Below are 22,424 nucleotides of genomic sequence, written 5' to 3'. Positions count from 1 at the left end.
CCAGGCAGTATGAAGGGATGGATACGCAAGGCAGTGGCGCACTACGCCCATGCAACCGGGCGAGGGGGCAAGTTCTACAGGAGATTCTGCAACCCTTCTGGCCTTGAATGGGGTGCCTACCTCGCCCGATGGGGCAACTTTCACTCTGTCGGCAGCAACTTCTTCGTCAATACAGGCTGCAAGTTTCTCGACCCTTCGCTGGTACGTATCGGTAACAGCGTGGGCTTGTCCGACTGCACGTTGATCGGTCATGACGGGGTGGTATTGCTGATCGAGCATCGTTTTGGCAAGCACCTGGATTCGGTCGGCTTCATCGATATCAAGGACAACTGCTTCATCGGCCATGGTGCGATCGTGATGCCCCGCGTGACCATCGGGCCTGAATCCATCGTGGCCGCAGGGGCGGTGGTGACCAAGGACGTGCCGCCAGGTACTGTCTATGGTGGCAACCCGGCCGAGTTCATCTGCACTACCGAACAGTTGATCCAACGGGTCGAGGCACGTTGCGAAGCCTACCCATGGATCGACCTGGTCAAGCAGCGCAATGGCGCCTACGACCCGGAAGTGGAACCACAGCTGATGGCACAAAGGCGCCAGTACTTCTTCGGGGACAGCAAAAATGGCTAGCAAACCTGTGGATGTCATGGTGGTCAACTTCAATACCGCCGGACTGCTGCAGCCGATGTTCGATGCGCTGCGCCGGGCCGACAGCGAGCGGCTGGCCAGTTACCTGGTGGTGGACAACGCATCGCGCGATGACTCGGTGCAGCGCATGGCCCAGGTGTGCCCCGAGGCATTGCTGCTGAGCAACAAGCAAAACGTGGGTTTTGGCCGGGCAAACAACCAGTTGCTGGCGCACCTGAAAGGCAAGTACGCCTTGTTGCTCAATACCGATGCCTTCGTTGCCACCGACTCCCTGCAAAAAACCCTCGACTACATGGACGCACACCCTGAGTGCGGCGTGCTGGGGGTGCGCCTGGAGGGGCGCGACGGCGATTTGCAGCCCAGTTGCCGCTACTTCCCTACACCGCTTAACGTGTTTGTCGGGCGTACCGGGTTGGGGCGCTTCTTCCCGGGGTTGAAGATGGTCGATGAAATGACCTGGGACCACGCCTCGGTGCGCGAGTGCGACTGGTTGCCGGGTTGCTTCTACCTGGTACGCCGCGAAGTGCTTGACAAGGTGGGCCTGTTCGACCCGCGTTACTTCCTGTACTACGAGGAGGTGGACCACTGCAAGCGGGTGAAGGAGGCCGGCTGGAAGGTGGTGTTCTACCCGCATACCACAGTGGTGCACATCGGGGGAGAAAGCTCCAAGTCCGTGGCGGAGCTGGAGGCGGCCAGCCGGCAAATCTCCTCCTACCAGATCGAGAGCGAGCTGTTGTATTTCCGCAAGCATCACGGGCTGGCGGGGCTTGCCCTGCACATGCTGCTGGTCACCCTGGGTGACCTGGTGCTGGCACTCAAGGCGCTGTTGAAACGACGCGGCTGGGGCGCGATTCAGGCCTGCTGGCGTCATTGCCGGGCAACCTGGTCACTGTTGTTCAAGACCCGGTACGCCAGCCAACCGACAAGGTAGCTAGAGCCATGTTCGAGAATATTCGTGCCGACCTGCGGGCCCATGGCGGAGATTGGGGCGCTCAGGGTTTCTGGGTGTTGCTGGTATACCGCTTTGGTCGGTGGCGCTACACCGTGCGCCCGGCACTGCTGCGCAAACTCTTCTCGCTGATCTACAAGGTGCTGTTCAAGTTCGTGCAGATCATCACCGGCATCGAACTGCCGTGCGAAGTGGTGATCGGCCGCAACTTCGTCATCGACCATTTTGGCGGCATCGTCATCAGTGGCTATGCCCGGTTTGGCGATGACTGCCGTATCCGCAACGGCGTGGTGGTGGGCTTGAAGAATGTCGACGAGCCGATTGCCCCGGTGTTTGGCAATAACGTCGATATTGGTACCGGCGCCAAGGTGCTGGGCAGCATCCGTATTGGCAACAACGTGATCATCGGCGCCAACGCCGTGGTGCTGGTGGATGTGCCGGACAATTGCCTGGCGGTAGGGGTGCCGGCCACCATCAAGGCCAGGCAGCCCGCCGCCACGGCGCCCGTCGAGTGAGGCCCATGGCGACAGCAATCGGGGTGGTGGTCATCGGCCGCAACGAGGGCCCGCGTCTGGAGCGTTGCCTGCGTTCGCTGGTAAAGGGTGCGGGCAAGGTCATGTATGTCGACTCAGGCTCCACCGACGGCTCGCTGCAGCTGGCCCGCAGCCTGGGGGTGGAGGTACTGGCGCTGGACCTGGCTATCCCGTTCACCGCAGCGCGCGCGCGCAACGAAGGCTTTAGCGCCTTGCAGCGGCTACTGCCGTCGATGCAGCTGGTGCAGTTTGTTGATGGCGATTGCGAGGTGGATGCCCACTGGTTGGCCACGGCACAGCAGTTTCTCGACCACCACCCCGAGGTGGCAGTAGTGTGTGGCCGGCGGCGCGAGCGCTTCCCGGAACGGTCGGTGTACAACCTGTTGTGCGACCTGGAATGGGACACCCCAATCGGTGAAGCCAAGGCGTGCGGTGGCGATGCGCTGATGCGCGCAGACGCTTTTGCCGCTGTCGGAGGCTTTCGCGCCGAGCTGATTGCCGGTGAGGAGCCTGAGCTGTGCGTGCGCTTGCGGGCCAAGGGCTGGAAGGTCTGGCGCCTGGCCGCCGAGATGACCCTGCACGACGCCGCCATGACCCGTTTCAGCCAGTGGTGGCGACGCAGCCTGCGTGCCGGGCATGCCTATGCCGAAGGGGCCCACCTGCATGGCCAGCCGCCCGAGCAGCACTGGTTGCGCGAGTCGCGTCGGGCGTGGTTATGGGGCCTGGGCATACCCGTGGTGATCGTGCTGGCCTGCCTGCTGCTGGGTGGCTGGGGCCTGCTGCTGCTGTTGACCTACCCGCTGCAGGCCGTGCGCCTGGCGCGCCGCGGTGGCAAGTCGGCGCGCGAAAACTGGCTGCAGGCGGTGTTCCTGGTGTTGGGCAAGTTCCCGGAAATGCTCGGCCAGCTGAAGTTCATGCGCCACCGTTTCGCGGCCGGCAAATCGGCTTTGATCGAGTACAAGTGAGAGATAACCATGATGCTCGGCACCCTCGTGAAAAGCGTGTTTACCTTGCAACCGGGCTACTCGTTGCGGGCGTTGAACAACAAGTACAAGTTGATGCTGCAGATTGCCAGGCAATGGCCTGAGCTCAATGGTTTCATGCAGCGCATGACGGCGGCACTCGGCAAGCAAGGTGTGCAGCGGCTTGGCGTGGACTGCATCGGTGTGGTGCAGTGGCCTTATCTCAGCAAATGCTGGGAAGCCCCGCAGCGCCTGGCGGTGGTCGCTTCGCACTTTGAAGTGCTGGCCGGTCAGTTTCCGGCGCTGTTGCTGCTGGGGCGGGACGAAAGCTTGACGCTGTGCGATCTGGCCAGCCATTCGCCGGGCTGCCGCCTGGTGCTGGACCGGCCGATCTGGTTCAAACGCGAAGGCGAGTTGGTCCTGAACCTGTTCCAGGGCGACCTGCGCGTGGCTTCACTGGCGTTCACCCTGTGCCGCAGCCAGGGTGAGCTGTACCTGTTCATCGGCGCCGTGCAGGGCATCCACAAAGGCATCGACAGCGAAACCTCGCTGGCCATCTACCGCGACCTGACCAAGGACTTCGAAGGCCTGCGCCCGCGCAGCCTGGTACTCGAAGCGCTGAAGTGCCTGGCCCGAACGCTGGGTGTCGCGCACCTGTACGCGGTCAGCGATGCTTGCCGGCACCATCGGCATCCGTATTTTGGCCGCGACAAGGGCCAGGACCTTGCAGCGAACTATGACGTCATCTGGCAGGAACACGGCGCCAGCGCCTCGAATCAGGCGGACTTCTACACCCTCCCGCTGGCCCCGGCGCAGCGGGCGGAAACCGACATTCCGGCGAAAAAACGGGCGATGTACCGCCGCCGCCAGGCGATGCTCGACGATGTTTTCGCGCGGTTGCAGGCAGCATTGCCAAGCAGCGGTCACAACCTTGGACTACAAGGAAAACAGGGGGATGCATTTGTTGTGAGTGCATCGGCAGTAGACAGACCGCCCATAGTCGACAGCCTGAAGTGAAGGTTGCCAGGGGAGGTAGGTCATCAAGCGGGTTTGGATCTGGATTCGTATGCGCATCGCTTACTTCATCAATCAGTACCCGAAGGTCAGCCACAGTTTCATCCGCCGCGAGATACTGGCGCTGGAGCGCCAGGGCGTAGAGGTGCAACGCATTGCTCTGCGGGGGTGGGACGCTGAGTTGCAGGACGCCGAGGACACGGCCGAGCGGGCCAAGACCCGTTATGTGTTGCAAGGCGGCATAAAAGGGTTGCTGACGCCTGCGTTGCAGGTGCTGCGCGCACAACCGTGGCGTTTTTTCCAGGCCTTGAGGCTGGCGATGCGCCTTGGCTTGCGCGCTGACCGCGCGTGGCCCTACCACCTGGTCTACCTGGCCGAGGCCTGCCAGGTGTTGCACTGGCTGCAGGCCGGTGAGGCCAAACACGTGCATGCCCATTTTGGCACCAACTCTACCGAGGTGGTGATGCTGGCCAACCTGCTGGGCGGCCCGGCCTATAGCTTTACCGTGCATGGGCCGGAAGAGTTCGACAAGCCGCAGTTCTTGCACATGGGCGAGAAGGTGCGGCGTGCCGCCTTTGTTGCAGCGGTGAGTTCTTACGGGCGCAGCCAGCTGTTTCGCTGGGTGGCGCACGAGCATTGGGCCAAAGTGAAAGTGGTGCATTGCGGCCTGGAGCGGGCTTTCCATGAGGTGCTGCCGGTGAATGTTCCGGCGGTGCCACGGCTGGTGTGCGTCGGCCGGCTCTGTGAACAGAAAGGCCAGCTGTTGTTGCTTGAGGCGGCCCGTCAGCTTGCGGCACAGTCGATCGCCTTCGAACTGGTCCTGGCGGGTGACGGTGAGATGCGCGAGCAGATCGAGGCGCTGATTACCCGCCACGGCTTGCAGCAGCACGTACGCATCACCGGCTGGATCAGCAGCACACAGGTACGCGACGAAATCCTTGCCGCTCGCGCGCTGGTATTGCCCAGCTTCGCCGAAGGCTTGCCGGTGGTGATCATGGAGGCCATGGCCTTGCGCCGGCCAGTACTGACCACCTACGTGGCGGGTATCCCTGAGCTGGTGCGCCCGGGCGAGAACGGCTGGCTGTTCCCTGCTGGCGCGGTGGACGAACTGGCGCAGGCCATGGCCGAATGCCTTGCGCAACCCGCCGACGTGCTGCAGCGCATGGGTGAGGCGGCTTACCAGCGCGTGCTGCAACGGCATGATATCGACACCGAGGCGGCCAAACTGGCCGGCTACTTCAAGGCATCCGCATGATGAGTGTATTGAGTTGGTTACTGGGCCTGCTGGCGGCCATCGCCCTTGTGCCTGTGTCGGTGTTTTTCCTGCAGATGCTGCTGGCTTGCCTGCCGCCGCGCTCGCGGCCCCTGGGCATCAGCGTGCGTCCGCGGGTGGCAGTGTTGGTACCGGCCCATGATGAGGCTGCGATCATTCGGGCAACGCTGGCGAGCATTACCCCGCAATTACTCGCAGGCGACCGCTTGCTTGTGGTGGCCGACAACTGCATTGACGACACGGCGCGGCTGGCCCGCGAGGGCGGCGCCGAGGTGGTGGAGCGCTTTGATACGTTGCGACGTGGCAAAGGCTACGCCCTGGACTTCGGCGTACGCCACCTGGCCGAACAGCCGCCCGAGGTGGTGATTGTGGTGGATGCTGACTGCCAGGTAGGCGAGGGGGCGATTGACTGCCTGGCGCGTCGTTATCACCAGGTCAAGCGCCCGGTGCAGGCGCTGTATCTGATGCGCGCACCCGCCGGTAGCGGGCTGAAGGTACAGGTCGCCGAATTCGCCTGGCGGGTCAAGAACCTGGTGCGTCCGCGTGGTTGGGCCCGGCTGGGGCTGCCGTGCCAGCTGATGGGGGCAGGCATGGCATTCGGTTGGCACGACCTGGCCTTGATCAACCTGGCCAATGGGCACTTGGTAGAGGATGTAAAGCTGGGGCTGGATCTGTGCCAGCAGGGCAAGCCGCCGGTGTTCTGCCCCGAAGCGCTGGTCACCAGCCAGTTTCCGGCCAGCCAGCAAGGCATGAACAGCCAGCGCACCCGCTGGGAGCATGGCCATCTGGGTTTGATGCTGGCCGATGCACCCAAGCGTGCGCTGGCCGCTGTCAGCCAGCGCAACGGCAGCCTGCTGGCCATGACCCTGGACCTGTTGGTGCCACCTCTGGCGTTGCTGGTGCTGGCGTTGCTGGGGCTCAACCTGGTGACCTGGTTGGCGTACTGGCTGTCAGGCCATGCGACGCCTGCGTGGATCGCACTGGCTGCGCTGGTCATGCTCGGCCTTGCCGTTGTGCTGGCGTGGGCACGCTTCTGCCGTGAACTGATCCCGTTTTCCGTGCTGCTGTACGCGCCTTTTTACGCCGCAAGGAAGATCCCCCTGTACCTGGGGTTCCTGATCAAGCGCCAGGTCGAATGGGTGCGCTCCAAACGGGATGATGACTGATGGCCCAGTGGCAATGGCAGAAACGCTGGAAGGGTATTATCGACACGCTTGAGGTGGTGCCTGACAGCGCTGCGGCTCAGCACCTGCTCGACAGGCTTGCCGCCCCGGAATCTGCAACCGTGCTGGGCTTCGTCAATGCACATGCAATGAACCTGGTGGTGCGCGACGGTGCGTATTGTAAGGCGTTGTCGGCGGCCGATGTGCTATTGCGCGACGGCTCTGGCATGGCGATCCTTTATCGCCGGTTGGGGCTGGAGCCTGGGCTCAACATGAATGGCACCGACTTCATTCCCAGTCTCATGGCGGCATACAGTGGGCGACGGGTAGCGTTCTGGGGCACGCAACAACCTTACCTGAACCAGGCTGTGCAACACAGCGTAGCCTTGTTTGGCGTAGTGCCTGTCTCGGTCCACGATGGCTTCGCCAGCATCGACACCTACCTGCAACTGGCCAGGGAACAGCAGCCGGAACTGATCGTGCTGGGCATGGGCATGCCCAAGCAGGAAGCAGTAGCAGCCAGGCTGGCAGCCGTCGGTGGGCCGTGCCTGATCGTGTGCGGCGGGGCGATTCTGGATTTCCTCGGTGGCAAGGTCAGCCGGGCACCGCACTGGCTACGGCATTTGGGTGGCGAATGGGCCTACCGGTTGCTACGCGAGCCGAAACGCCTGTTCATGCGTTATGTGGTGGGCAATCCGTTGTTCCTGCTGCGCACCCTGCTGTGCCGCAAGGCCGCCGATTCGGCCAGGGGCACCGTATGATTCGGCCAAAGTCCGCGCCGATGGCAGGTGGCTGCTACAGTGAGATCAGTGGCTTGGGGGCTGCGCGATCCGGCTTCACTGGCGTTGAACACGCTGTATTCAAGACTTGATGTTTGATGGACGGCACTTGCTACGCTCAAATAGATGAGGTCTGAAATGGTTTTCGAACCCAGAAGCAGTCGTTCCTTACTCCAAAGAAGAAGCAGCGTAAGTAACGCCATTCAGGCGGGGCTCGATGGTATTGCAGTAACCGGTATTGCCTGGTATCTCATCTATGACCAGTTTGGTTACATTACCTCCGATTATGTGATCATGTTACTGTTGCTGGTCGGCGCACTGGCCGTCATCTACGACCATTATGCAATCTATCGCACTAACGTCGGTCTTTCTATCAAGGCCTTCCGCCTGTTCAAGGCCTGGTCGGCAACGTTCTGTTTTCTTGTGGTCATGGCCTTTTTGACCAAGCAAAGTGAAACGTATTCACGGCTGTTGGTCGTGCAGTTGTTCATCATTGGTTATATTGCCCAGTTGTTCTTGCACTTTGCTGTTCGTGAACTGCAAAAGCGCTTTACCGCGCATGCACGTCTGGACAATGCACTGATTATCGGCAACGGTGACCTGGCCAATTTTCTGTATCAAAAAATCAGCAGCAACCCCTGGTTTGGCGAGCGGGTGCTGGGGTGTGTGGTGACTGACAAAAATGGTGAGCAGGGGCAGGAAAGTGCTGAGGGCAAGCAACGCCTGCCCGTGCTTGGGCACATTGCAGACCTGGATGAAATCGTTGCCCAGCATGGCATTCGCACCGTGTACCTGGTGACCCCGCTGGGGGGCTCAGAGGTCATCAACGATGTGTACTTCAAGTTGCTCGACAAATGCATCGCTGTGAACTGGGTGCCGGATATCTTCTCGTTGCGCCTGATCAACCACAGCGTGCGGGAAATTGCTGGTATTCCCGTGCTGACCCTTTCTGAAACGCCGCTAACGGGTATGAGCCTGTTCCTGAAGAATATCGAGGACCGGGTATTGGCGGCATTGATACTGCTGTGTGCATCGCCTGTCTTGCTGGGCGTTGCACTGGCCATCAAACTTACCAGTCGCGGGCCCGTGTTCTTCCGTCAGGAACGCACGGGTTGGACGGGCGAGTCGTTCCGTATCTGGAAGTTCAGAAGCATGCATGTTCATCAGCCGGACAATGGCGTGGTCAAACAGGCCCAGAAGAATGACCCGCGGTTGACCAAGATTGGCGCTTTCATCCGCCGCACCAGCCTCGATGAACTGCCACAGTTGTTCAACGTGTTAACGGGCGAAATGTCGCTGGTGGGGCCAAGGCCACATGCGTTGCAACATGACACGTTATATTCCCAAGACATCGTCGATTACTTTGCCCGCCACAACATCAAGCCGGGCATGACCGGCCTGGCGCAAGTGCGCGGTTTCAGGGGGGAGACCAAGGACATCGAACAGATGATCCAGCGGGTGGACTCGGACATCGAGTACATCAACAACTGGTCGCTGTGGCTGGACTTTGTGATTCTGGTGCGCACCCTCAATGCGTTTACCGGTAAGCAGGCTTACTAGCCATCGAAAGCACAACACATACTCTGTGGGAGCGGGCGTGCCCGCGAAGAATGCGACGCGCTGTATGGCACCGGCTGTGCCGGTGTTCGCGGGCACGCCCGCTCCCACAGGGCCCGATCTGAATCAGATAGTTATATGTTATTCGAAGAAAGCGACCGCTTACAGGCGGGCTAGTCCTTGTTCAGTGGATGCAGTTCCCTGAACCCCCGCGCTTCCTCCACCAGCCAGTCATGCACCGCTCGCGCTCCCGGCTGATTCAACCCGCCTGGCGGGTAATGCACCATGTAGCGTTTGTGGTTAGCGATTGGCACGCCAAACGGCACGATCAGCGCGCCGCGCTCCAGTTCGTCATTTAGCAGTGTGCGCCGGGCGATGGCTACACCAATACCGGCAATTGCCGCCTCGATGGTCAGGTGGTTGCGGTTGAAGGTATGTCCGCGCCGTACATCCAGGCCGGGGGCGCCAATCCCCTCCAGGTAGAACTCCCACTCCGCATACTCCGAACTGCCACGCCAGGCGGTGATGTCATGCAGCAGCGGGTAATGCGCCAGGTCCGCCGGCCCATGCAGTGGCGGGCGGCCGCGCAGCAGGGTGGGTGAGCACACCGGGAAGATCTGTTCGTCCAGCAGCGGTGTCGAGAGCATGCCAGGGTAGCTGCCGTCGTTCAGGTCGATAGCCAGGTCGAAGTCGCCTGGGGTCAATGCCTGGGCGCTGTCTTCGGCCACAAGGCGCAGCTCGATGTCCGGGTAACGCTGCTGAAAGCGCGGCAGGCGTGGGGTGAGCCATTTGGCCAGGAACGACGGGATCGAACGCACGCGCAAGGTGCCGCGAATCTCACCAGCGTCCAGGCGCAGCAGTTCAGCCTCGATACTGCCGTAGGCCTCGGTCACCGTCTGGGCCAGGCGTTGCCCTTCGGCGCTCAGCTCCACGCCACGCGCCCGCCGCAGAAACAGCCGGTAACCCAGGCGTTCTTCCAGCTGGCGCATTTGCTGGCTGACCGCGCCTGGGGTGATGTGCAGCTCTTCGGCACAGCGGGTAAAGGACAGGTGCCGGGCTGCACAGGCGAATACATGCAGCCAGACAAACACTTGGCCATTCAGTTGTCGTCGCATTGTTTAGCACCACTAAAGGCTTGCTTAGAAAGATTCGTTGGTCATCCGTGAGCCAGCGCGTCAGTATCGCGCAAAATCGCACTACCGCTCAATTTCATCAGATAACCGTGCTGTGGATTCAAATCAGGGTACGGTCAGGCATTAGCATGGCTATCAGTGTTTTCGACCTTTTCAAAATCGGCATCGGCCCGTCCAGTTCCCACACCGTCGGCCCCATGCGGGCCGCGGCGACGTTTGCCCAGGCCCTGCGTGAGCAGGGCCTGCTGGCGCGGGTGACGCGCGTCGAAGTGCGGCTGTATGGCTCGCTGTCGGCCACCGGGGTTGGCCACGCTACCGATCGCGCCTGCCTGCTGGGGCTGATGGGCCAGTGGCCAGACCGTATCGACCCGGCCACCATTGACTCGCGCATTGGCCAGGTGTTGCAGGAGCATTGCCTGATGCTGGATGGCAGCCACCCGCTTGCCTTCGAGTATGGCCGTGACATGTTGCTGCTCGACGAGAGCCTGCCTTACCACCCCAATGCCATGAGCCTGGAAGCAATGGACGGGGAGGGCAGCCTGCTGCTGCAGACCTATTATTCGGTTGGCGGCGGCTTTATCGTCGAGCAAGCCGAAATTGATGCCCCCGCTGCCAAAGCCAATGACGTTGTGCTGCCTTATGAGTTCGACAGTGCTGCCCAGTTGCTGGCCTTGTGCAAAGCCCACGGCTTGAGCGTGGCGCAATTGATGATGGCCAACGAACAGGCCTGGCGCCCGGAAGCGGAAATACGTGAAGGCCTGCTGCGCATCTGGGCGGCCATGCGTGAGTGCGTGGATAACGGGCTGCGCAACGAAGGCATCCTGCCTGGGGGGCTGCACGTCAAGCGCCGCGCTGCCCGGCTGCACCGCAGCTTGCAGGAACTGGGCAAGCCCAACGTGATTGGTTCGACGCTCAGCGCCATGGAATGGGTCAACCTGTTCGCCCTGGCGGTGAATGAAGAGAATGCCGCCGGCGGGCGCATGGTCACCGCACCCACCAACGGCGCGGCCGGTATCATCCCGGCGGTGTTGCACTATTACATGAAGTTCAACCCGCTCGCCTGCGATGCGGATGTGGTGGACTTCCTGCTGGCTGCAGCGGCCGTTGGCATCCTGTGCAAGAAAAACGCATCGATTTCCGGTGCCGAGGTTGGTTGCCAGGGTGAGGTAGGCTCAGCGTGTTCGATGGCCGCTGCCGGCCTTGCGCAGGTGCTGAGCGCCACGCCGCCGCAGCTGGAGAACGCGGCCGAAATTGCCCTAGAACACAACCTGGGGCTGACGTGCGACCCGGTTGGCGGCCTGGTGCAGGTGCCGTGCATCGAGCGCAACGCCATTGCTGCAGTGAAAGCGATCAACGCGGTGCAGATGGCGTTGCGTGGCGATGGCGAGCACTTCATTTCGCTCGACCGGGTGATCCGCACCATGCGTGATACCGGGGCAGACATGCATGCCAACTACAAAGAGACCTCGCGCGGCGGCTTGGCAGTTGCTTTTGTCGAGTGCTAAAAAACCGCATCGGGCAATGCGGTCTTTTGTGGGAGCGGCCCCTTAGCGGGCTTTCTGCTTGGCTTCAATGAAGCTCGCCCGCATGTCCTTGGCCCAGCCATCCAGTACCGGCTTGACGTCATTCAGGGTCAGCTTCTGGGTATCGTTCTCCAGCTCCTGACCCGCGCCTTTGCGTACCACCTGGGCCAGCACTTTCTGGCTGGCACCGTCCAGGAACGCCGCCTCCACGCCGACATCCACGTCCTGGTCACGGCCGCCCGTGGCGGTGTTCACGCCTGCGGCGATCAGCGCGATGGGGATCACCTCATAGGGTCTGAGGCCCTCGTTGCTGGTAGACACTGCCGTGATCGCCGGCCGCACCACGATCACGCCCGGGCCAGGTCCATTGGCCAGCGGCAGGACACCACCGATTTCACGCCGCAGCGCTTCGTTGAAGTAGCGGGTGATTTCCCCCAGTGTCTGCGCGGAGATGACCGGGGTGGGCTGCGGCTTGGGGTAGAACTGGCTGGGCTCGATGAATACCTGGCTGTACTGGTTGATATTGACCTTGGGGTCGATCCAGCGCATCACCGAGGCACCCGACGGGCTCTTGGCTTCTTGCAACCGGCTGTAATCCTTGAGGAAGCCGGAGTAATCCTTGGGGTCCACGCGATTGCTGGAGCAGGCAGCCACGGCAAGCAGTGCGGCGCACAACAGGGTAATGCGAGGCAGTGATTTCATAATAAAGGCGTATCCATGAGAGGTCGGCCTGAACAACGCTAGCAGCTGCGCCGCAGTTGGCCAGTGGGCGAGTTCAATCCCCGGTGGAAAGGCGAAAAGTGGTGGTAGATGCACCGCGTGGCTTGCGGCCAGCTCAACCCAGCGCTTCGCGCAGCCGGTACCACAGCATGCCCAGTGCCAATAGCGGCGAGCGCAAAGCCTTGCCGCCAGGGAACGTCAGGTGGGGCACAGCGCTGAACACATCCAGGCCTTGGCTGTGGCCGAGGGCGATGCTTTCGGCCAGCAATTTCGCCGTCCAGTGCGTCACGTTCAGCCCATGCCCGGAATAGCCCTGGGCGTAATAGACGTTCGGGTGCTGGCTCAGGCGCCCGACCTGGGGGAAGCGGTTGGCGGTGATGCCGATCATGCCGCCCCACTGGTACTGGATGCGCACGTTGGCCAGCTGCGGGAACACCTTCAGCACCTTGGGCCGCATGTAGGCGGCAATATCCTTGGGGTCGCGGCCGGAGTAGTGGCAGGCACCGCCGAACAGCAGGCGGCGGTCTGCGGTGAGGCGATAATAGTCCAGGCCGACCTTCTGGTCGCACAGCGCCATGTTCTGCGGGATCAGGGCAGTAGCCAGTGCTTCGGGCAAGGGTTCGGTGGCGACTACGTAACTGCCGGCCGGTAGCACCTTGCCGCTCAGCCGCGGTTCCAGCTCATCGAGGTGGGCGTTGCAGCCCAGCACCAGGCTGTCTGCCCGCACCTTGCCACGGGCCGTGTGCAAGGTCACGCGGGGGCCGTGCTCGATACGCAGCACGGGGCTTTGTTCGAAGATGCGCACGCCCAGGCTATAGGCGGCACGGGCTTCGCCCTGAACGAGGTCGAGTGGGTGCAGGTGCCCCGAGCCCATGTCTACCAGGCCGCCCGCGTACTGGTCGCTGGCGACGATTTCATGCAACTGCCCAGGGCCTACAAGGCGGGTTTCGGGGCGGTAGCCAAGCGCTGCCAGGTCATCCTGCTCGTCCTTGAAGGCGGCGAACTGGTCGGGTGTGTTGGCCAGTTCGCAGAAACCCCAGCGCAGGTCGCAGGCAATGCCGTACTGGGCGATGCGGCTGGCCACCAGCGCCACCGAATCGATGCCGGCCTGTTTCAGGTAACGCACGCCGTCCTGGCCGACATGCCGGGTGAAACCGCTGACGTCATGGCCGATGCCGCGAATCAGCTGGCCGCCATTGCGTCCGCTGGCGCCCCAGCCGATGCGCCGGCCTTCCAGCAGCACCACCGACAAGCCACGTTCAGCCAGCTCCAAGGCGGTGTTGACGCCGGTCAGCCCGCCGCCGACCACGCACACATCGGCCGTCAGTTCATCGTCCAGGCTGGGGTAGGGCGCCGCGTTGCGTGCCGTGGCAGCGTAGTACGAAGCAGTGTGTTGGGAATCGAAAGACATGGGCGTTCTCGGCTCAGCGGTTGGACTTGATCTTGCTCCAGGAGCGGGTCATGACGCGCATGATCTTCGGGCTCGGGGTGCTGGAGATGTACAGTTTGTCCAGCACGTCCTGGGGTGGGTAGATCTCGGGGTTGTGCACCAGCGATGCATCCATGTAGGCCTTGGCGTCCGGATTGGCGTTGGCATAGCCGACCGTGGCACTGACTTTGGCGATCACTTTCGGGTCGAGCAGGTAATTGATGAAGGCCAGGGCCTGGTCGGGGTTGCTGGCGTCCTTGGGGATGGCCAGCAGGTCGAACCACAGGTTGCTGCCTTCCTTGGGAATGCTGTAGGCGACTTTTACGCCGTTCTTCGCTTCGACAGCGCGGTTGGCGGCCTGGAACACGTCACCGGAGTAGCCGAAGGCCACGCAGACATCGCCATTGGCCAGGTCGGAAACGTATTTGGATGAATGGAAGTAGGTGATGTAGGGGCGCAATTCGAGTAGGCGTGCTTCAGCCTTGGCGTAGTCGGCCGGCTTTTCGCTGCGCGGGTCCAGGCCCAGGTAGTTGAGCATCGCCGGGAACAGTTCATCGGGCGAGTCCATGAAAGCCACGCCGCACTGCTTGAGCTTTTTCAGGTTTTCGGGCTCGAACAGCACCGCCCACGAGTCGATATGGTCGACGCCCAGTGCAGCCTTGACCTTGTCGACGTTGTAGCCGATGCCGTTGGTGCCCCACAGGTAAGGCACTGCGTACTGGTTGCCGGGGTCGTTCTGTTCAAGCTGCTTGAGCAGCTTGGGGTCCAGGTGTTGCCAGTTGGGCAGCTTGCTGCGGTCCAGTGGCAGAAAGGCACCGGCCTGGGCCTGGCGGGCGAGGAAGTGGTTGGACGGCACCACCACGTCATAGCCGGTGCGCCCGGCCAGCAGCTTGCCTTCCAGGGTTTCGTTGGAGTCGAACACGTCATAGACCACCTTGATCCCGCTGCTGGCCTGGAAGTCGGCCAGGGTGGTGTCACCGATGTAGTCGGTCCAGTTGTACACACTGACCGAGGGCGTGGCCTGGGTGGTGGTGGCGAACAGCAGGGTGAACGCAGCGGGGATCAGGGCTTGCAGATGACGCATGGGGACACCTCGTTGGTCTTGTTCTTTGAGTGCGGTGTACGGGGGCGCAGAGCGCCCCGGGGTGGGTCAGACGCTCATCATCAGGAACTCACGCTCCCAGGAGCTGATGACCCGCTTGTAGTTCTCGTGCTCGGCACGCTTGACGGCCACATAGCCCTGGACGAACTGCTTGCCCAGGTACTGCTGCACGGTCTCGCAGTCTTCCATGTGCTGCAGCGCGTCTTCGATGGTGATCGGCAGGCGCAGGTTGCGCCGTTCGTAGGCACGGCCCTTCACTGGCGCGCTGGGATCAAGCTTTTCGACCATGCCCAGGTAGCCGCACAGGAGGCTGGCGGCGATGGCCAGGTAGGGGTTGGCATCGGCGCCCGGCAGGCGGTTTTCCACCCGCATTGCCTCCGGGCTGGAGGTGGGCACGCGCAGCCCGGCGGTGCGGTTTTCTTCACCCCACTCGACGTTCACCGGGGCCGAGGTGTCCGGCAGGAAGCGGCGGAACGAGTTGACGTTGGGCGCGAACATCGGCAGCAGCTTGGGGATGTACTTCTGCAAACCGCCGATGTGGTGCAAAAACAGCTGGCTCATGCTGCCGTCTTCATTGGCGAAGATTGGCTTGCCGGTGGCGATGTCGACCACGCTCTGGTGCAAGTGCATGGCACTGCCTGGCTCGTCGGTGATCGGTTTGGCCATGAAGGTTGCGGCCACGTTGTGCTTGAGCGCAGCTTCGCGCATGGTGCGCTTGAACACGGTGATCTGGTCGGCCAGGTCCAGGGCGTCGCCGTGGCGGAAGTTGATTTCCATTTGCGCAGGGCCGTCTTCGTGGATCAGCGTGTCCAGGTCCAGGCCCTGGATCTCGCACCAGTCGTAGACGTCCTCGAACAGCGGGTCGAATTCGTTGGCGGCATCGATCGAGAACGACTGGCGGCCGCTTTCGGCACGGCCAGAACGCCCCAGCGGTACTTGCAATGGCAAGTCCGGGTCTTCACAGCGCTTGGTGAGGTAGAACTCCATCTCGGGGGCGACGATGGGCTGCCAGCCCTTGTCGGCGTATAGCTTGAGCACTTTCTTGAGAACGTTGCGCGGCGACAGCTCGATGGGGTTGCCTTGCTTGTCGAAGGTGTCGTGGATCACGATCGCCGTTGGCTCGATCGCCCACGGGATCTGGTACACGGCGGAGGGGTCGGGGCGGCAGACCATGTCGATGTCGGCGGCATCGAGGAGGTTGTAGTAGATGTCATCGTCAACGTAGTCGCCGGTGACCGTCTGCAGCAGCACGCTTTCGGGCAGGCGCATGCCACGCTCGTGGAGAAACTTGGCGGTGGGCGCGATCTTGCCGCGGGCGATGCCGGTCAGGTCGCTGATCACGCATTCGACTTCGGTGATGCGGTGTTCTTTCAGCCAGGTGTACAGCTGATCGAAGGGGGCGTTCATACAGACCTCTTGGTTGGGTTTTAGTGTGGGAGCAACGCGGCTTGCTAGGTGTTGCACTTCCCAGGTGACGCACTGGAGACTATCTTGGTCGCAGCCCCCGGGGCCGATCTATCCATTTTCTTCGGCAAGCAATGCACCAAAAGAGTGCAACTAGGATCTCGCGTGACAACGCCCAATGCGCTGCAAGTCCAGGCCTTCCATACCACCGACGTCTCCGAGCAAGTGCGCGCTACCCCCGGCTGGCAGCAGCAGTACCGGCAGATGTCGCCGGGGCATTTCAGCGGTGAGCTGCGCTGGCTGGGCATGGAGGGCGTGGAGGTGTACGAGGAGCGACTGAATACCCGCGTAGAGCAGTTTTTCCGGGCACCGAGCGGTTCACTGGCGTTTTGCTTCGACCGCAGCGAAAACAGCCTGTACTTGCTGAACGAGCAAAGCCGCAATATCTGGATAACCCCGGAGAACTACCAGGAAGTGGCAGTGGTGTTCGACCAGGCCTTCCTGGCCCGCCATGGGCTGGACCCGCAGCGCCTCGAAGGGTTGTTCATGGTGCCCCTGGGCAGTGGGCAGAACGCCTTGTTTGGCAGTTGGCTGAGTGCCACGCTGACGCGCCTGGGGCAGGCCGATTGCCCATTGCAGGGGCAGGCTCTGGCGGAGCAGCTGCTGGAGGATTGCCTGTTCATCCTCGATAACGCCAGCCAGCGCCTGCAGGGCGTAGCGTTGGGGCGGCGCGGTGAAGAACGGGCGATCATGCGTCGGGTCAGCGAATGGGCGGCCGATTGCCCCGAGGAGACGTTGAACCTGATGGAGCTGGCAGATGTTGCCGGGGTCTCGTTGCGCCAGTTGCAGCAGGCATTCAAGGCATTTACCGGCATGCCGCCAGCGCAGTGGCTGCGCTTGCGCCGGCTTAACGGCGCCCGGCGCGATTTGTTACGCGATGGCAGGGCGACCGTGGCCGAGGTCGCGATGCGCTGGTCATTCTGGCATTTGGGAAGGTTTTCAGAGAGTTACCGGCAATTGTTCAAGGAGTTTCCGAGCGAGACCTTGAAGCGGGGCAGGGGCTAAGGTAGCGAAATAGCTGCTGGCCTCTTCGCGGGCTTGCCCGCTCCCACAGGGACCTGAGGCGATCCCGTGGGAGCGGGCGCGCCCGCGAACAGGCCGGCCCAGCCAACACTGAACTCAGCATCTCACGCCGAAAGTTGCTATCGTGCCGCCCTGATCCAACCCGAGGTGCCGATGTTCTACCTGCCTTTGCCCAGCGACCAGGCCGACCGCCTCGCCAGCGAACCCAACACCGACTTTTTCAGCACTGCCAGCGTCCTCGAAGCCGCCGCAGTGCTGTTCGTGCAAAACCTGCCGCGCCAGCCCGCCACCGCCTCGGCCGATGCACAAGAACGCCGTTTCGCCGAAATCGTGCGCATCGCCAACGAAGTTGAAACCGCCGCCCCCGGGCGCTTTCAAAGCCAGGTAGCGCAACACTTTGATCGTGAAGCCTTTGCCATGGGCCTGGGCATGCTGGGCGAAAACGGCATTGCCCTGCTTTCAGGCGAGGTGAAGTACACCGTAGACGAACTGCTGGATAGCGAAGGCCAGTGGAATTTCCAGTTCGCCGACATCTATCGCCAGCGAGCCACACCGCTGCATCCGGTGTACCTGCCGTCGCTGGCCAGCGACCTGATGCTCAGCGACCAGCAGAACCGCCTGCTGCGCGAGTTTCTCAGTGGTATCGACGAGTCAGTGGCGGTGCAGGGATTTGCTGGCACTGGCAAGACCTTCCTGATTCACCAGTTCGCCCGCCTGCTGGAGCCACAGCGCACGTTGCTGCTGGCAATGACCGAAGGCCAGTTGCGCGCGCTGCAGGCGCGGGTAAAGGACGCTGCCGCCTACACGGCGCTGACCTTCGGCCAGTTGGCTGACGAACTTCTCAACCGCGACCTCACCAGCAACGGCTGGCGTCTGCGCGACCCGTATCGCACCAAACTGTCATGGCGCCCGCAGAATGAGCAGGTTGTACGTTGGCTGGCCATCCCTGACATCGGCCCGCTCGCCGCGCGCGATGTGGTTGCCTTGTGCATCCGCGCCGTGCGCACGTTCTGCCACAGTGCCGACACCCAGCTTCAACTGCACCACTTGCCCTGGGCCGGGCCTGGCACTTCACCGCTGGACCAGGAGGTGCTGCTGGAAAAAGCCCGCCTGTACTGGCAAGAGCTGATTCGCCCGTCCGCGCGGGACGTCCAGTTGCCTGTGCGCGACTACCACCGGGTCAAGCTGCTGTCGTTGACCGGTCATGTGATCGATAGCCGCTACACCCACGTGATCGTCGACGAGGCCCACGAGCTGTCGGCACCGATGCTTGACGTGCTGGATCGCAGCCCGCAGTCGATCATTGCCCTGGGCGACGAATTGCAGAACCTCAACGGCCTCAGCCCGCACCATGGCAGCTTTATCCGCCAGCGCTGCATCGACCATTCGCTGCGTGCCGGGCCGGCGATGGACAATGTGCTCAACCCGCTGATCCAGGCGCACCCGGCGGCGATCCAGGCGGCCTTTAGTGGCAGCGCCGAGCATTACACCCGGGTCAGTTTCTTCGATACGGTGACGGTGCCGGAACAGCCTACGGCGCTGATCGTCGATGACGAATGGGGGCTGTTTGGCTGGTTCCAGCGCCTTACGCACCAAAGTGTGCCGTTCGTATTGCTGAAAAGCGCGCGCAAGGACTTCGAACTGTTCGTCGAGGACTGCATCGAGCTGTACCGCTTTGGCACTCGACCGCGTCACCCGATGTTGTTCCGCTACGCCAGTTGGCAGGCGCTGGAGCAGGACAAGGGCGATGACAAGGCGTTCAATGCCGTGGCCAACATGCTGCGCAAAGGCTATACGCCGGAGCATTTTGCCAAAGCCAAGAGCCGTTACCGCTGGGACAAGGCGCCCAAGCTGTTCCTGGGGCGGGTACGGGATGTGAAAAACATGGAGTTCGCCCGGGTGATGGTGTCGCCGGAGCTGATGGTGCCGCCGCAGGTGGCGGGTAACCGCAATGAGCGGGCGCGGATGCTGGCGGGGCTGTATACCGCCTGTTCGCGGGCGCGGCATGAACTGATCGTGCCGGGGGGGATGCTGGACTGGGTCAAGGACCAGGTTCGGGACTGAGGCATCTGGGGCCGCTCTGCGGCCCCAGGGTCGTGAATCAGTTACGGTCCAGCCACACTGTCTGGGCATTGGTGAACTCGCGCACCCCAAAGTGCGACAGCTCACGCCCGAACCCGCTCTTCTTCACGCCGCCAAACGCCACGCGGGGGTCGGAAGCGCAGTAGCCGTTGATGAACACGCCACCGGTATCCAGTGCCGCAGTCATGCGCTCGGCCAGTGCATAGTCGGCGGTGTAGATGGTCGCGGCCAGGCCAAACTCGCTGTCGTTGGCCAGCTCCACCGCATGGTCAGCATCACGTGCCGTGATGATCGCGGCCACCGGCCCGAACAGCTCCTGCTTGAATGCGGTCATTTGCGGGGTGACGTTGGCGAACACGGTCGGCGCGTAGAAGTTGGCCACGCCTTCGACCTTGTTGCCGCCCAGCAACAGGGTGGCGCCTTCGGCGAGGGTCGCCTGAACCTGGCCGTCCAGCTCGTCGCGCAGGTCGTAACGGGCCATCGGGCCGATATAGGTGCCGTCTTCCAGTGGGTTGCCGACTTTCAGTTCGCGGGTTGCTTCAACGAACTTGCGCGTGAATTCCTCGACAATGCTGTCTTCCACGATCAGGCGTTTGGCCGCTGCGCAGACTTGGCCAGTGTTCTGGTAACGGCCAATGACCGCGGCCTTGACGGCGGCATCCAGGTCGGCGTCAGCCAGCACGATGAACGGGTCGGAGCCACCGAGCTCCAGTACACACTTCTTCAGTGCGGCACCGGCCTGGGCACCAATCGCCATGCCGGCACGCACGCTGCCGGTCAGGGTCACGGCGGCGATACGCGAATCGTTGATGGCGCGGGTGACGCCGTCCGGGGTTACGTTCAGCACTTCGAACACGCCTTCCGGCAGGCCGGCATCCTTGAACAGCTCGCCTAGCAAGTACGCGCTGCCCATCACGTTTGGCGCATGCTTGAGCACGTAGGTATTACCTGCCAGGACCGCCGGCACGGCGCCGCGCAGTACCTGCCAGACAGGGAAGTTCCACGGCATCACGGCCAGGATCGGACCCAGTGGGCGGTATTCGATTCGGGCTTTTTCAACCTGGGTCGGTTCCGGCGCAAGCATGGCCGGGCCGTGTTCGGCGTACCAGCGGCACAGGCCGACGCACTTGCTGACTTCGCCACGGGCCTGGGCAATCGGCTTGCCGATTTCGCGGCTGATCATCTGGGCAAAGGCTTCGGCCTTGGCTTCGAGGGTGCTGGCCAGCGCCAACAGGTACTCGCTGCGCTGACCCAGCGACACTTGGCGCCACTGGCGGTAGCCGACCTTGGCACGTTGCAGCGCCGCTTCCAGTGCGGCGTCGGTGTCGAACGGGTAGGCGCCGATCTGCTCGCCGGTGTACGGGTCGAGGGAGATGGCGTGGGTCAGGCTGCTGATCGCACTCATGGCGGACACTCTCGTTGTTGTTAATCAGTGACGCCAGACTAGTGGGCTATGGCTTTAATGAAAACTGAATAATAATGAGCGAAACATTCACGTTTGGAGAAAGGCTGTGGACCTGGTGCAACTGGAGATTTTCAAGGCCGTGGCAGAGCAGGGCAGCATCAGTGCCGCCGCGCAGCACATCCATCGGGTGCCATCCAACCTGACCACGCGCATCAAACAGCTGGAAGAAGACTTGGGCGTTGAGCTGTTCATTCGCGAGAAGAGCCGCCTGCGCCTGTCGCCAGCAGGCTGGAATTTTCTCGAATACACCCGGCGCATCCTCGACCTGGTGCACGAGGCCCGCCTGACCGTGGCCGGTGAAGACCCCCAGGGCACCTTCGCCCTCGGTTCGCTGGAAAGCACCGCAGCGGTGCGCATTCCGGCTTTGCTGGCGGCGTACAACCAGCGCTACCCCAAGGTCGACCTGGACCTGTCCACCGGGCCATCTGGGACCATGCTCGAAGGCGTGTTGTCTGGCCGCCTGGTGGCGGCCTTTGTCGACGGCCCGGTGCTGCACCCGACACTGGAAGGCATGCCGGTGTTCGAGGAAGAGATGATGGTCATTGCACCGCTCAACCACGCGCCAGTTACCCGCGCCCAGGATGTGAACGGTGAAAGCATCTACGCCTTCCGCGCCAACTGTTCGTATCGCCATCACTTCGAAAACTGGTTCGTCAAGGACCAGGCAGTGCCGGGCAAGATTCACGAGATGGAGTCGTACCATGGCATGTTGGCCTGCGTCAGCGCTGGCGCAGGCCTGGCCATGATGCCGCGCAGCATGCTCGACAATATGCCCGGGTGCAGCACGGTCAGCGCCTGGCCGATGTCGGAAGATTTCCGCTACCTGAAAACCTGGCTGGTCTGGCGGCGGGGCGCGGTATCGCGAAGTCTCAGCATGTTCGTGAAACTGCTTGAAGAAGGTCGCTCAGCCTCCTGATAAATATGCAAATTCATAGTGGTTTGATGGTTTAGTGCCGAATGTCACGAGCACAACCGTGCATCAGCCAGAACACCCTCAACCCGAGAGGATCAGATAGTAAGTAAGCCATCCTTTGAAGGAGGGTTGTCCCATGCGTAACCACCACTATGCCCTCGGCGCGGCGTTGCTGGTCACCCTGGCCATGCCATGGACCCTGGCTGCCGCTGCCGACCTCAATGCCCCCATCGACATGCAGGCCGTGCAGTTGCAACCGCAGGAGCAGAACGGCGTGCGCTACTTGCAAGGTGGTATTGGCCAGGACGAAGCCAATGCGCTGCGCAAGACCACTGGCTATGACCTGCACGTGGAGCTTTCGACCGGCCCGGAAGGCAAGTTCCAGAGCGGTGCCACAGTCGACATCCAGAATGCCCAAGGCCAGCCCGTACTCAGCGTCACGGATGCCGGGCCGCTGCTGTATGTGCAACTGCCTCCCGGCAAGTACAAAGTCACTGGCAATGCCCAGGGTGAGACGGTGCAGCAATGGGTGACCGTGAACGGCAAGGCCCCCACGAACGTGAACCTGAACTGGCGTTGATGGACAAACAGGCGGGAGTACAGATGTACCCCCGCCTGGAAGGGGCTATCTGAACACTGTAAATGGGGGTCAATCGCATGAAGCCCTGCGCACGGCAAGGCACATCTTGAACAGT

The 22,424-nt window shown here is 62.2% G+C and carries 20 protein-coding genes; 14 read left to right on the top strand and 6 right to left on the bottom strand.

Translation table 11 applies throughout. From position 1 onward, the window contains the following. The first annotated feature begins 9 nt into the window (after nucleotides 1–9). The 9 genes from N805_RS08475 to N805_RS08435 all read left to right on the top strand — a co-directional run bounded on the left by N805_RS08475 (nucleotide 10) and on the right by N805_RS08435 (nucleotide 8,878). Nucleotides 10–627, top strand: coding sequence for an acyltransferase (locus N805_RS08475; protein ID WP_028613946.1), 618 nt, complete (start codon nucleotides 10–12; stop codon nucleotides 625–627). After that, on the top strand, nucleotides 620–1,576 hold the full coding sequence (locus N805_RS08470) for a glycosyltransferase family 2 protein (protein WP_028613947.1): 957 nt from the start codon (nucleotides 620–622) through the stop codon (nucleotides 1,574–1,576). Before N805_RS08475 ends, N805_RS08470 begins: the two co-directional genes overlap by 8 nt. 8 nt (nucleotides 1,577–1,584) lie before the next feature. Beyond that, nucleotides 1,585–2,109 carry a serine O-acetyltransferase gene (locus N805_RS08465; RefSeq protein WP_028613948.1) on the top strand — a complete coding sequence of 175 codons (525 nt, stop codon included), beginning with the start codon at nucleotides 1,585–1,587 and terminating at the stop codon, nucleotides 2,107–2,109. 5 nt (nucleotides 2,110–2,114) lie between these two features. Then, complete coding sequence (locus N805_RS08460) at nucleotides 2,115–3,092, top strand: glycosyltransferase family 2 protein (protein ID WP_028613949.1); 978 nt, start codon at nucleotides 2,115–2,117, stop codon at nucleotides 3,090–3,092. Nucleotides 3,093–3,101: 9 nt separating this feature from the next. Then, nucleotides 3,102–4,106 (top strand): VirK/YbjX family protein, encoded by a 1,005-nt coding sequence (locus tag N805_RS08455; RefSeq protein ID WP_028613950.1) that lies wholly within the window; start codon nucleotides 3,102–3,104, stop codon nucleotides 4,104–4,106. Nucleotides 4,107–4,155: 49 nt separating this feature from the next. Continuing rightward, entirely contained in the window at nucleotides 4,156–5,358 is a 1,203-nt protein-coding gene (locus tag N805_RS08450) for a glycosyltransferase (protein ID WP_028613951.1), read from the top strand. After that, nucleotides 5,355–6,542 carry a glycosyltransferase family 2 protein gene (locus N805_RS08445; RefSeq protein WP_028613952.1) on the top strand — a complete coding sequence of 396 codons (1,188 nt, stop codon included), beginning with the start codon at nucleotides 5,355–5,357 and terminating at the stop codon, nucleotides 6,540–6,542. Before N805_RS08450 ends, N805_RS08445 begins: the two co-directional genes overlap by 4 nt. After that, a complete protein-coding gene (locus N805_RS08440; protein ID WP_028613953.1) occupies nucleotides 6,542–7,300 on the top strand; it encodes a WecB/TagA/CpsF family glycosyltransferase in 759 nt (252 codons plus the stop codon). The genes N805_RS08445 and N805_RS08440 overlap by 1 nt, the downstream gene beginning before the upstream one ends. Nucleotides 7,301–7,456: 156 nt before the next feature. Next, a complete protein-coding gene (locus N805_RS08435; RefSeq protein WP_028613954.1) occupies nucleotides 7,457–8,878 on the top strand; it encodes an undecaprenyl-phosphate glucose phosphotransferase in 1,422 nt (473 codons plus the stop codon). A 170-nt stretch (nucleotides 8,879–9,048) separates the two neighbouring features. On the opposite strand, the gene N805_RS08430 is transcribed toward N805_RS08435, so the two are convergent. After that, nucleotides 9,049–9,990, bottom strand: a complete 942-nt coding sequence (locus N805_RS08430) for a LysR substrate-binding domain-containing protein (protein ID WP_028613955.1) — start codon at nucleotides 9,988–9,990, stop codon at nucleotides 9,049–9,051. A gap of 146 nt (nucleotides 9,991–10,136) precedes the next feature. Here N805_RS08430 and N805_RS08425 point away from each other — a divergent pair, with 146 nt between their 5' ends. Further along, nucleotides 10,137–11,513: an L-serine ammonia-lyase gene (locus tag N805_RS08425; protein ID WP_028613956.1), complete on the top strand. Its 1,377-nt coding sequence runs from the start codon at nucleotides 10,137–10,139 to the stop codon at nucleotides 11,511–11,513. A 42-nt stretch (nucleotides 11,514–11,555) separates the two neighbouring features. Here N805_RS08425 and N805_RS08420 read toward each other — a convergent pair whose 3' ends face one another. From N805_RS08420 to N805_RS08405, 4 genes are all read right to left on the bottom strand, one after another. Continuing rightward, nucleotides 11,556–12,233, bottom strand: a complete 678-nt coding sequence (locus N805_RS08420) for a DUF3313 domain-containing protein (protein WP_028613957.1) — start codon at nucleotides 12,231–12,233, stop codon at nucleotides 11,556–11,558. 133 nt (nucleotides 12,234–12,366) lie between these two features. Then, a complete protein-coding gene (locus N805_RS08415) occupies nucleotides 12,367–13,662 on the bottom strand; it encodes an NAD(P)/FAD-dependent oxidoreductase (RefSeq protein WP_028613958.1) in 1,296 nt (431 codons plus the stop codon). A gap of 13 nt (nucleotides 13,663–13,675) precedes the next feature. After that, entirely contained in the window at nucleotides 13,676–14,764 is a 1,089-nt protein-coding gene (locus N805_RS08410) for a polyamine ABC transporter substrate-binding protein (protein WP_028613959.1), read from the bottom strand. A gap of 66 nt (nucleotides 14,765–14,830) precedes the next feature. Further along, nucleotides 14,831–16,189 carry a glutamine synthetase family protein gene (locus N805_RS08405; RefSeq protein ID WP_028613960.1) on the bottom strand — a complete coding sequence of 453 codons (1,359 nt, stop codon included), beginning with the start codon at nucleotides 16,187–16,189 and terminating at the stop codon, nucleotides 14,831–14,833. A gap of 162 nt (nucleotides 16,190–16,351) precedes the next feature. On the opposite strand from N805_RS08405, the gene N805_RS08400 reads away from it, so the two are divergent. Together N805_RS08400 and N805_RS08395 are read left to right on the top strand one after the other, a co-directional pair. Further along, on the top strand, nucleotides 16,352–17,251 hold the full coding sequence (locus N805_RS08400) for a helix-turn-helix domain-containing protein (RefSeq protein ID WP_028613961.1): 900 nt from the start codon (nucleotides 16,352–16,354) through the stop codon (nucleotides 17,249–17,251). Between the two features lie 171 nt (nucleotides 17,252–17,422). Continuing rightward, on the top strand, nucleotides 17,423–19,333 hold the full coding sequence (locus tag N805_RS08395; protein WP_028613962.1) for an AAA family ATPase: 1,911 nt from the start codon (nucleotides 17,423–17,425) through the stop codon (nucleotides 19,331–19,333). A gap of 37 nt (nucleotides 19,334–19,370) precedes the next feature. Here N805_RS08395 and N805_RS08390 read toward each other — a convergent pair whose 3' ends face one another. After that, nucleotides 19,371–20,756 (bottom strand): aldehyde dehydrogenase family protein, encoded by a 1,386-nt coding sequence (locus N805_RS08390; RefSeq protein WP_028613963.1) that lies wholly within the window; start codon nucleotides 20,754–20,756, stop codon nucleotides 19,371–19,373. A 106-nt stretch (nucleotides 20,757–20,862) separates the two neighbouring features. Between N805_RS08390 and ptrR the strand changes: the two genes are divergently transcribed. Together ptrR and N805_RS08380 are read left to right on the top strand one after the other, a co-directional pair. Next, nucleotides 20,863–21,732 (top strand): putrescine utilization regulator PtrR, encoded by an 870-nt coding sequence (gene ptrR / locus N805_RS08385; protein WP_028613964.1) that lies wholly within the window; start codon nucleotides 20,863–20,865, stop codon nucleotides 21,730–21,732. A gap of 133 nt (nucleotides 21,733–21,865) precedes the next feature. Continuing rightward, nucleotides 21,866–22,309, top strand: a complete 444-nt coding sequence (locus tag N805_RS08380; protein WP_028613965.1) for a hypothetical protein — start codon at nucleotides 21,866–21,868, stop codon at nucleotides 22,307–22,309. Nucleotides 22,310–22,424: the final 115 nt, after the last annotated feature.

It is taken from the genome of Pseudomonas putida S13.1.2 (genome assembly GCF_000498395.2).
Taxonomy (GTDB): domain Bacteria; phylum Pseudomonadota; class Gammaproteobacteria; order Pseudomonadales; family Pseudomonadaceae; genus Aquipseudomonas; species Aquipseudomonas putida_Q.
The sequence above is the reverse complement of the archived record's forward strand: the minus strand, read 5'-3'. Positions and strand labels throughout refer to the sequence as shown.

What these genes read in the sequence shown, in the direction of transcription:
- N805_RS08475 (WP_028613946.1), top strand. Translation starts at nt 10, where the DNA reads ATGAAGGGATGGATACGCAAGGCAGTGGCGCACTACGCCCATGCAACC.
- N805_RS08470 (WP_028613947.1), top strand. Translation starts at nt 620, where the DNA reads ATGGCTAGCAAACCTGTGGATGTCATGGTGGTCAACTTCAATACCGCC.
- N805_RS08465 (WP_028613948.1), top strand. Translation starts at nt 1,585, where the DNA reads ATGTTCGAGAATATTCGTGCCGACCTGCGGGCCCATGGCGGAGATTGG.
- N805_RS08460 (WP_028613949.1), top strand. Translation starts at nt 2,115, where the DNA reads ATGGCGACAGCAATCGGGGTGGTGGTCATCGGCCGCAACGAGGGCCCG.
- N805_RS08455 (WP_028613950.1), top strand. Translation starts at nt 3,102, where the DNA reads ATGATGCTCGGCACCCTCGTGAAAAGCGTGTTTACCTTGCAACCGGGC.
- N805_RS08450 (WP_028613951.1), top strand. Translation starts at nt 4,156, where the DNA reads ATGCGCATCGCTTACTTCATCAATCAGTACCCGAAGGTCAGCCACAGT.
- N805_RS08445 (WP_028613952.1), top strand. Translation starts at nt 5,355, where the DNA reads ATGATGAGTGTATTGAGTTGGTTACTGGGCCTGCTGGCGGCCATCGCC.
- N805_RS08440 (WP_028613953.1), top strand. Translation starts at nt 6,542, where the DNA reads ATGGCCCAGTGGCAATGGCAGAAACGCTGGAAGGGTATTATCGACACG.
- N805_RS08435 (WP_028613954.1), top strand. Translation starts at nt 7,457, where the DNA reads ATGGTTTTCGAACCCAGAAGCAGTCGTTCCTTACTCCAAAGAAGAAGC.
- N805_RS08430 (WP_028613955.1), bottom strand. Translation starts at nt 9,990, where the DNA reads ATGCGACGACAACTGAATGGCCAAGTGTTTGTCTGGCTGCATGTATTC.
- N805_RS08425 (WP_028613956.1), top strand. Translation starts at nt 10,137, where the DNA reads ATGGCTATCAGTGTTTTCGACCTTTTCAAAATCGGCATCGGCCCGTCC.
- N805_RS08420 (WP_028613957.1), bottom strand. Translation starts at nt 12,233, where the DNA reads ATGAAATCACTGCCTCGCATTACCCTGTTGTGCGCCGCACTGCTTGCC.
- N805_RS08415 (WP_028613958.1), bottom strand. Translation starts at nt 13,662, where the DNA reads ATGTCTTTCGATTCCCAACACACTGCTTCGTACTACGCTGCCACGGCA.
- N805_RS08410 (WP_028613959.1), bottom strand. Translation starts at nt 14,764, where the DNA reads ATGCGTCATCTGCAAGCCCTGATCCCCGCTGCGTTCACCCTGCTGTTC.
- N805_RS08405 (WP_028613960.1), bottom strand. Translation starts at nt 16,189, where the DNA reads ATGAACGCCCCCTTCGATCAGCTGTACACCTGGCTGAAAGAACACCGC.
- N805_RS08395 (WP_028613962.1), top strand. Translation starts at nt 17,423, where the DNA reads ATGTTCTACCTGCCTTTGCCCAGCGACCAGGCCGACCGCCTCGCCAGC.
- N805_RS08390 (WP_028613963.1), bottom strand. Translation starts at nt 20,756, where the DNA reads ATGAGTGCGATCAGCAGCCTGACCCACGCCATCTCCCTCGACCCGTAC.
- N805_RS08380 (WP_028613965.1), top strand. Translation starts at nt 21,866, where the DNA reads ATGCGTAACCACCACTATGCCCTCGGCGCGGCGTTGCTGGTCACCCTG.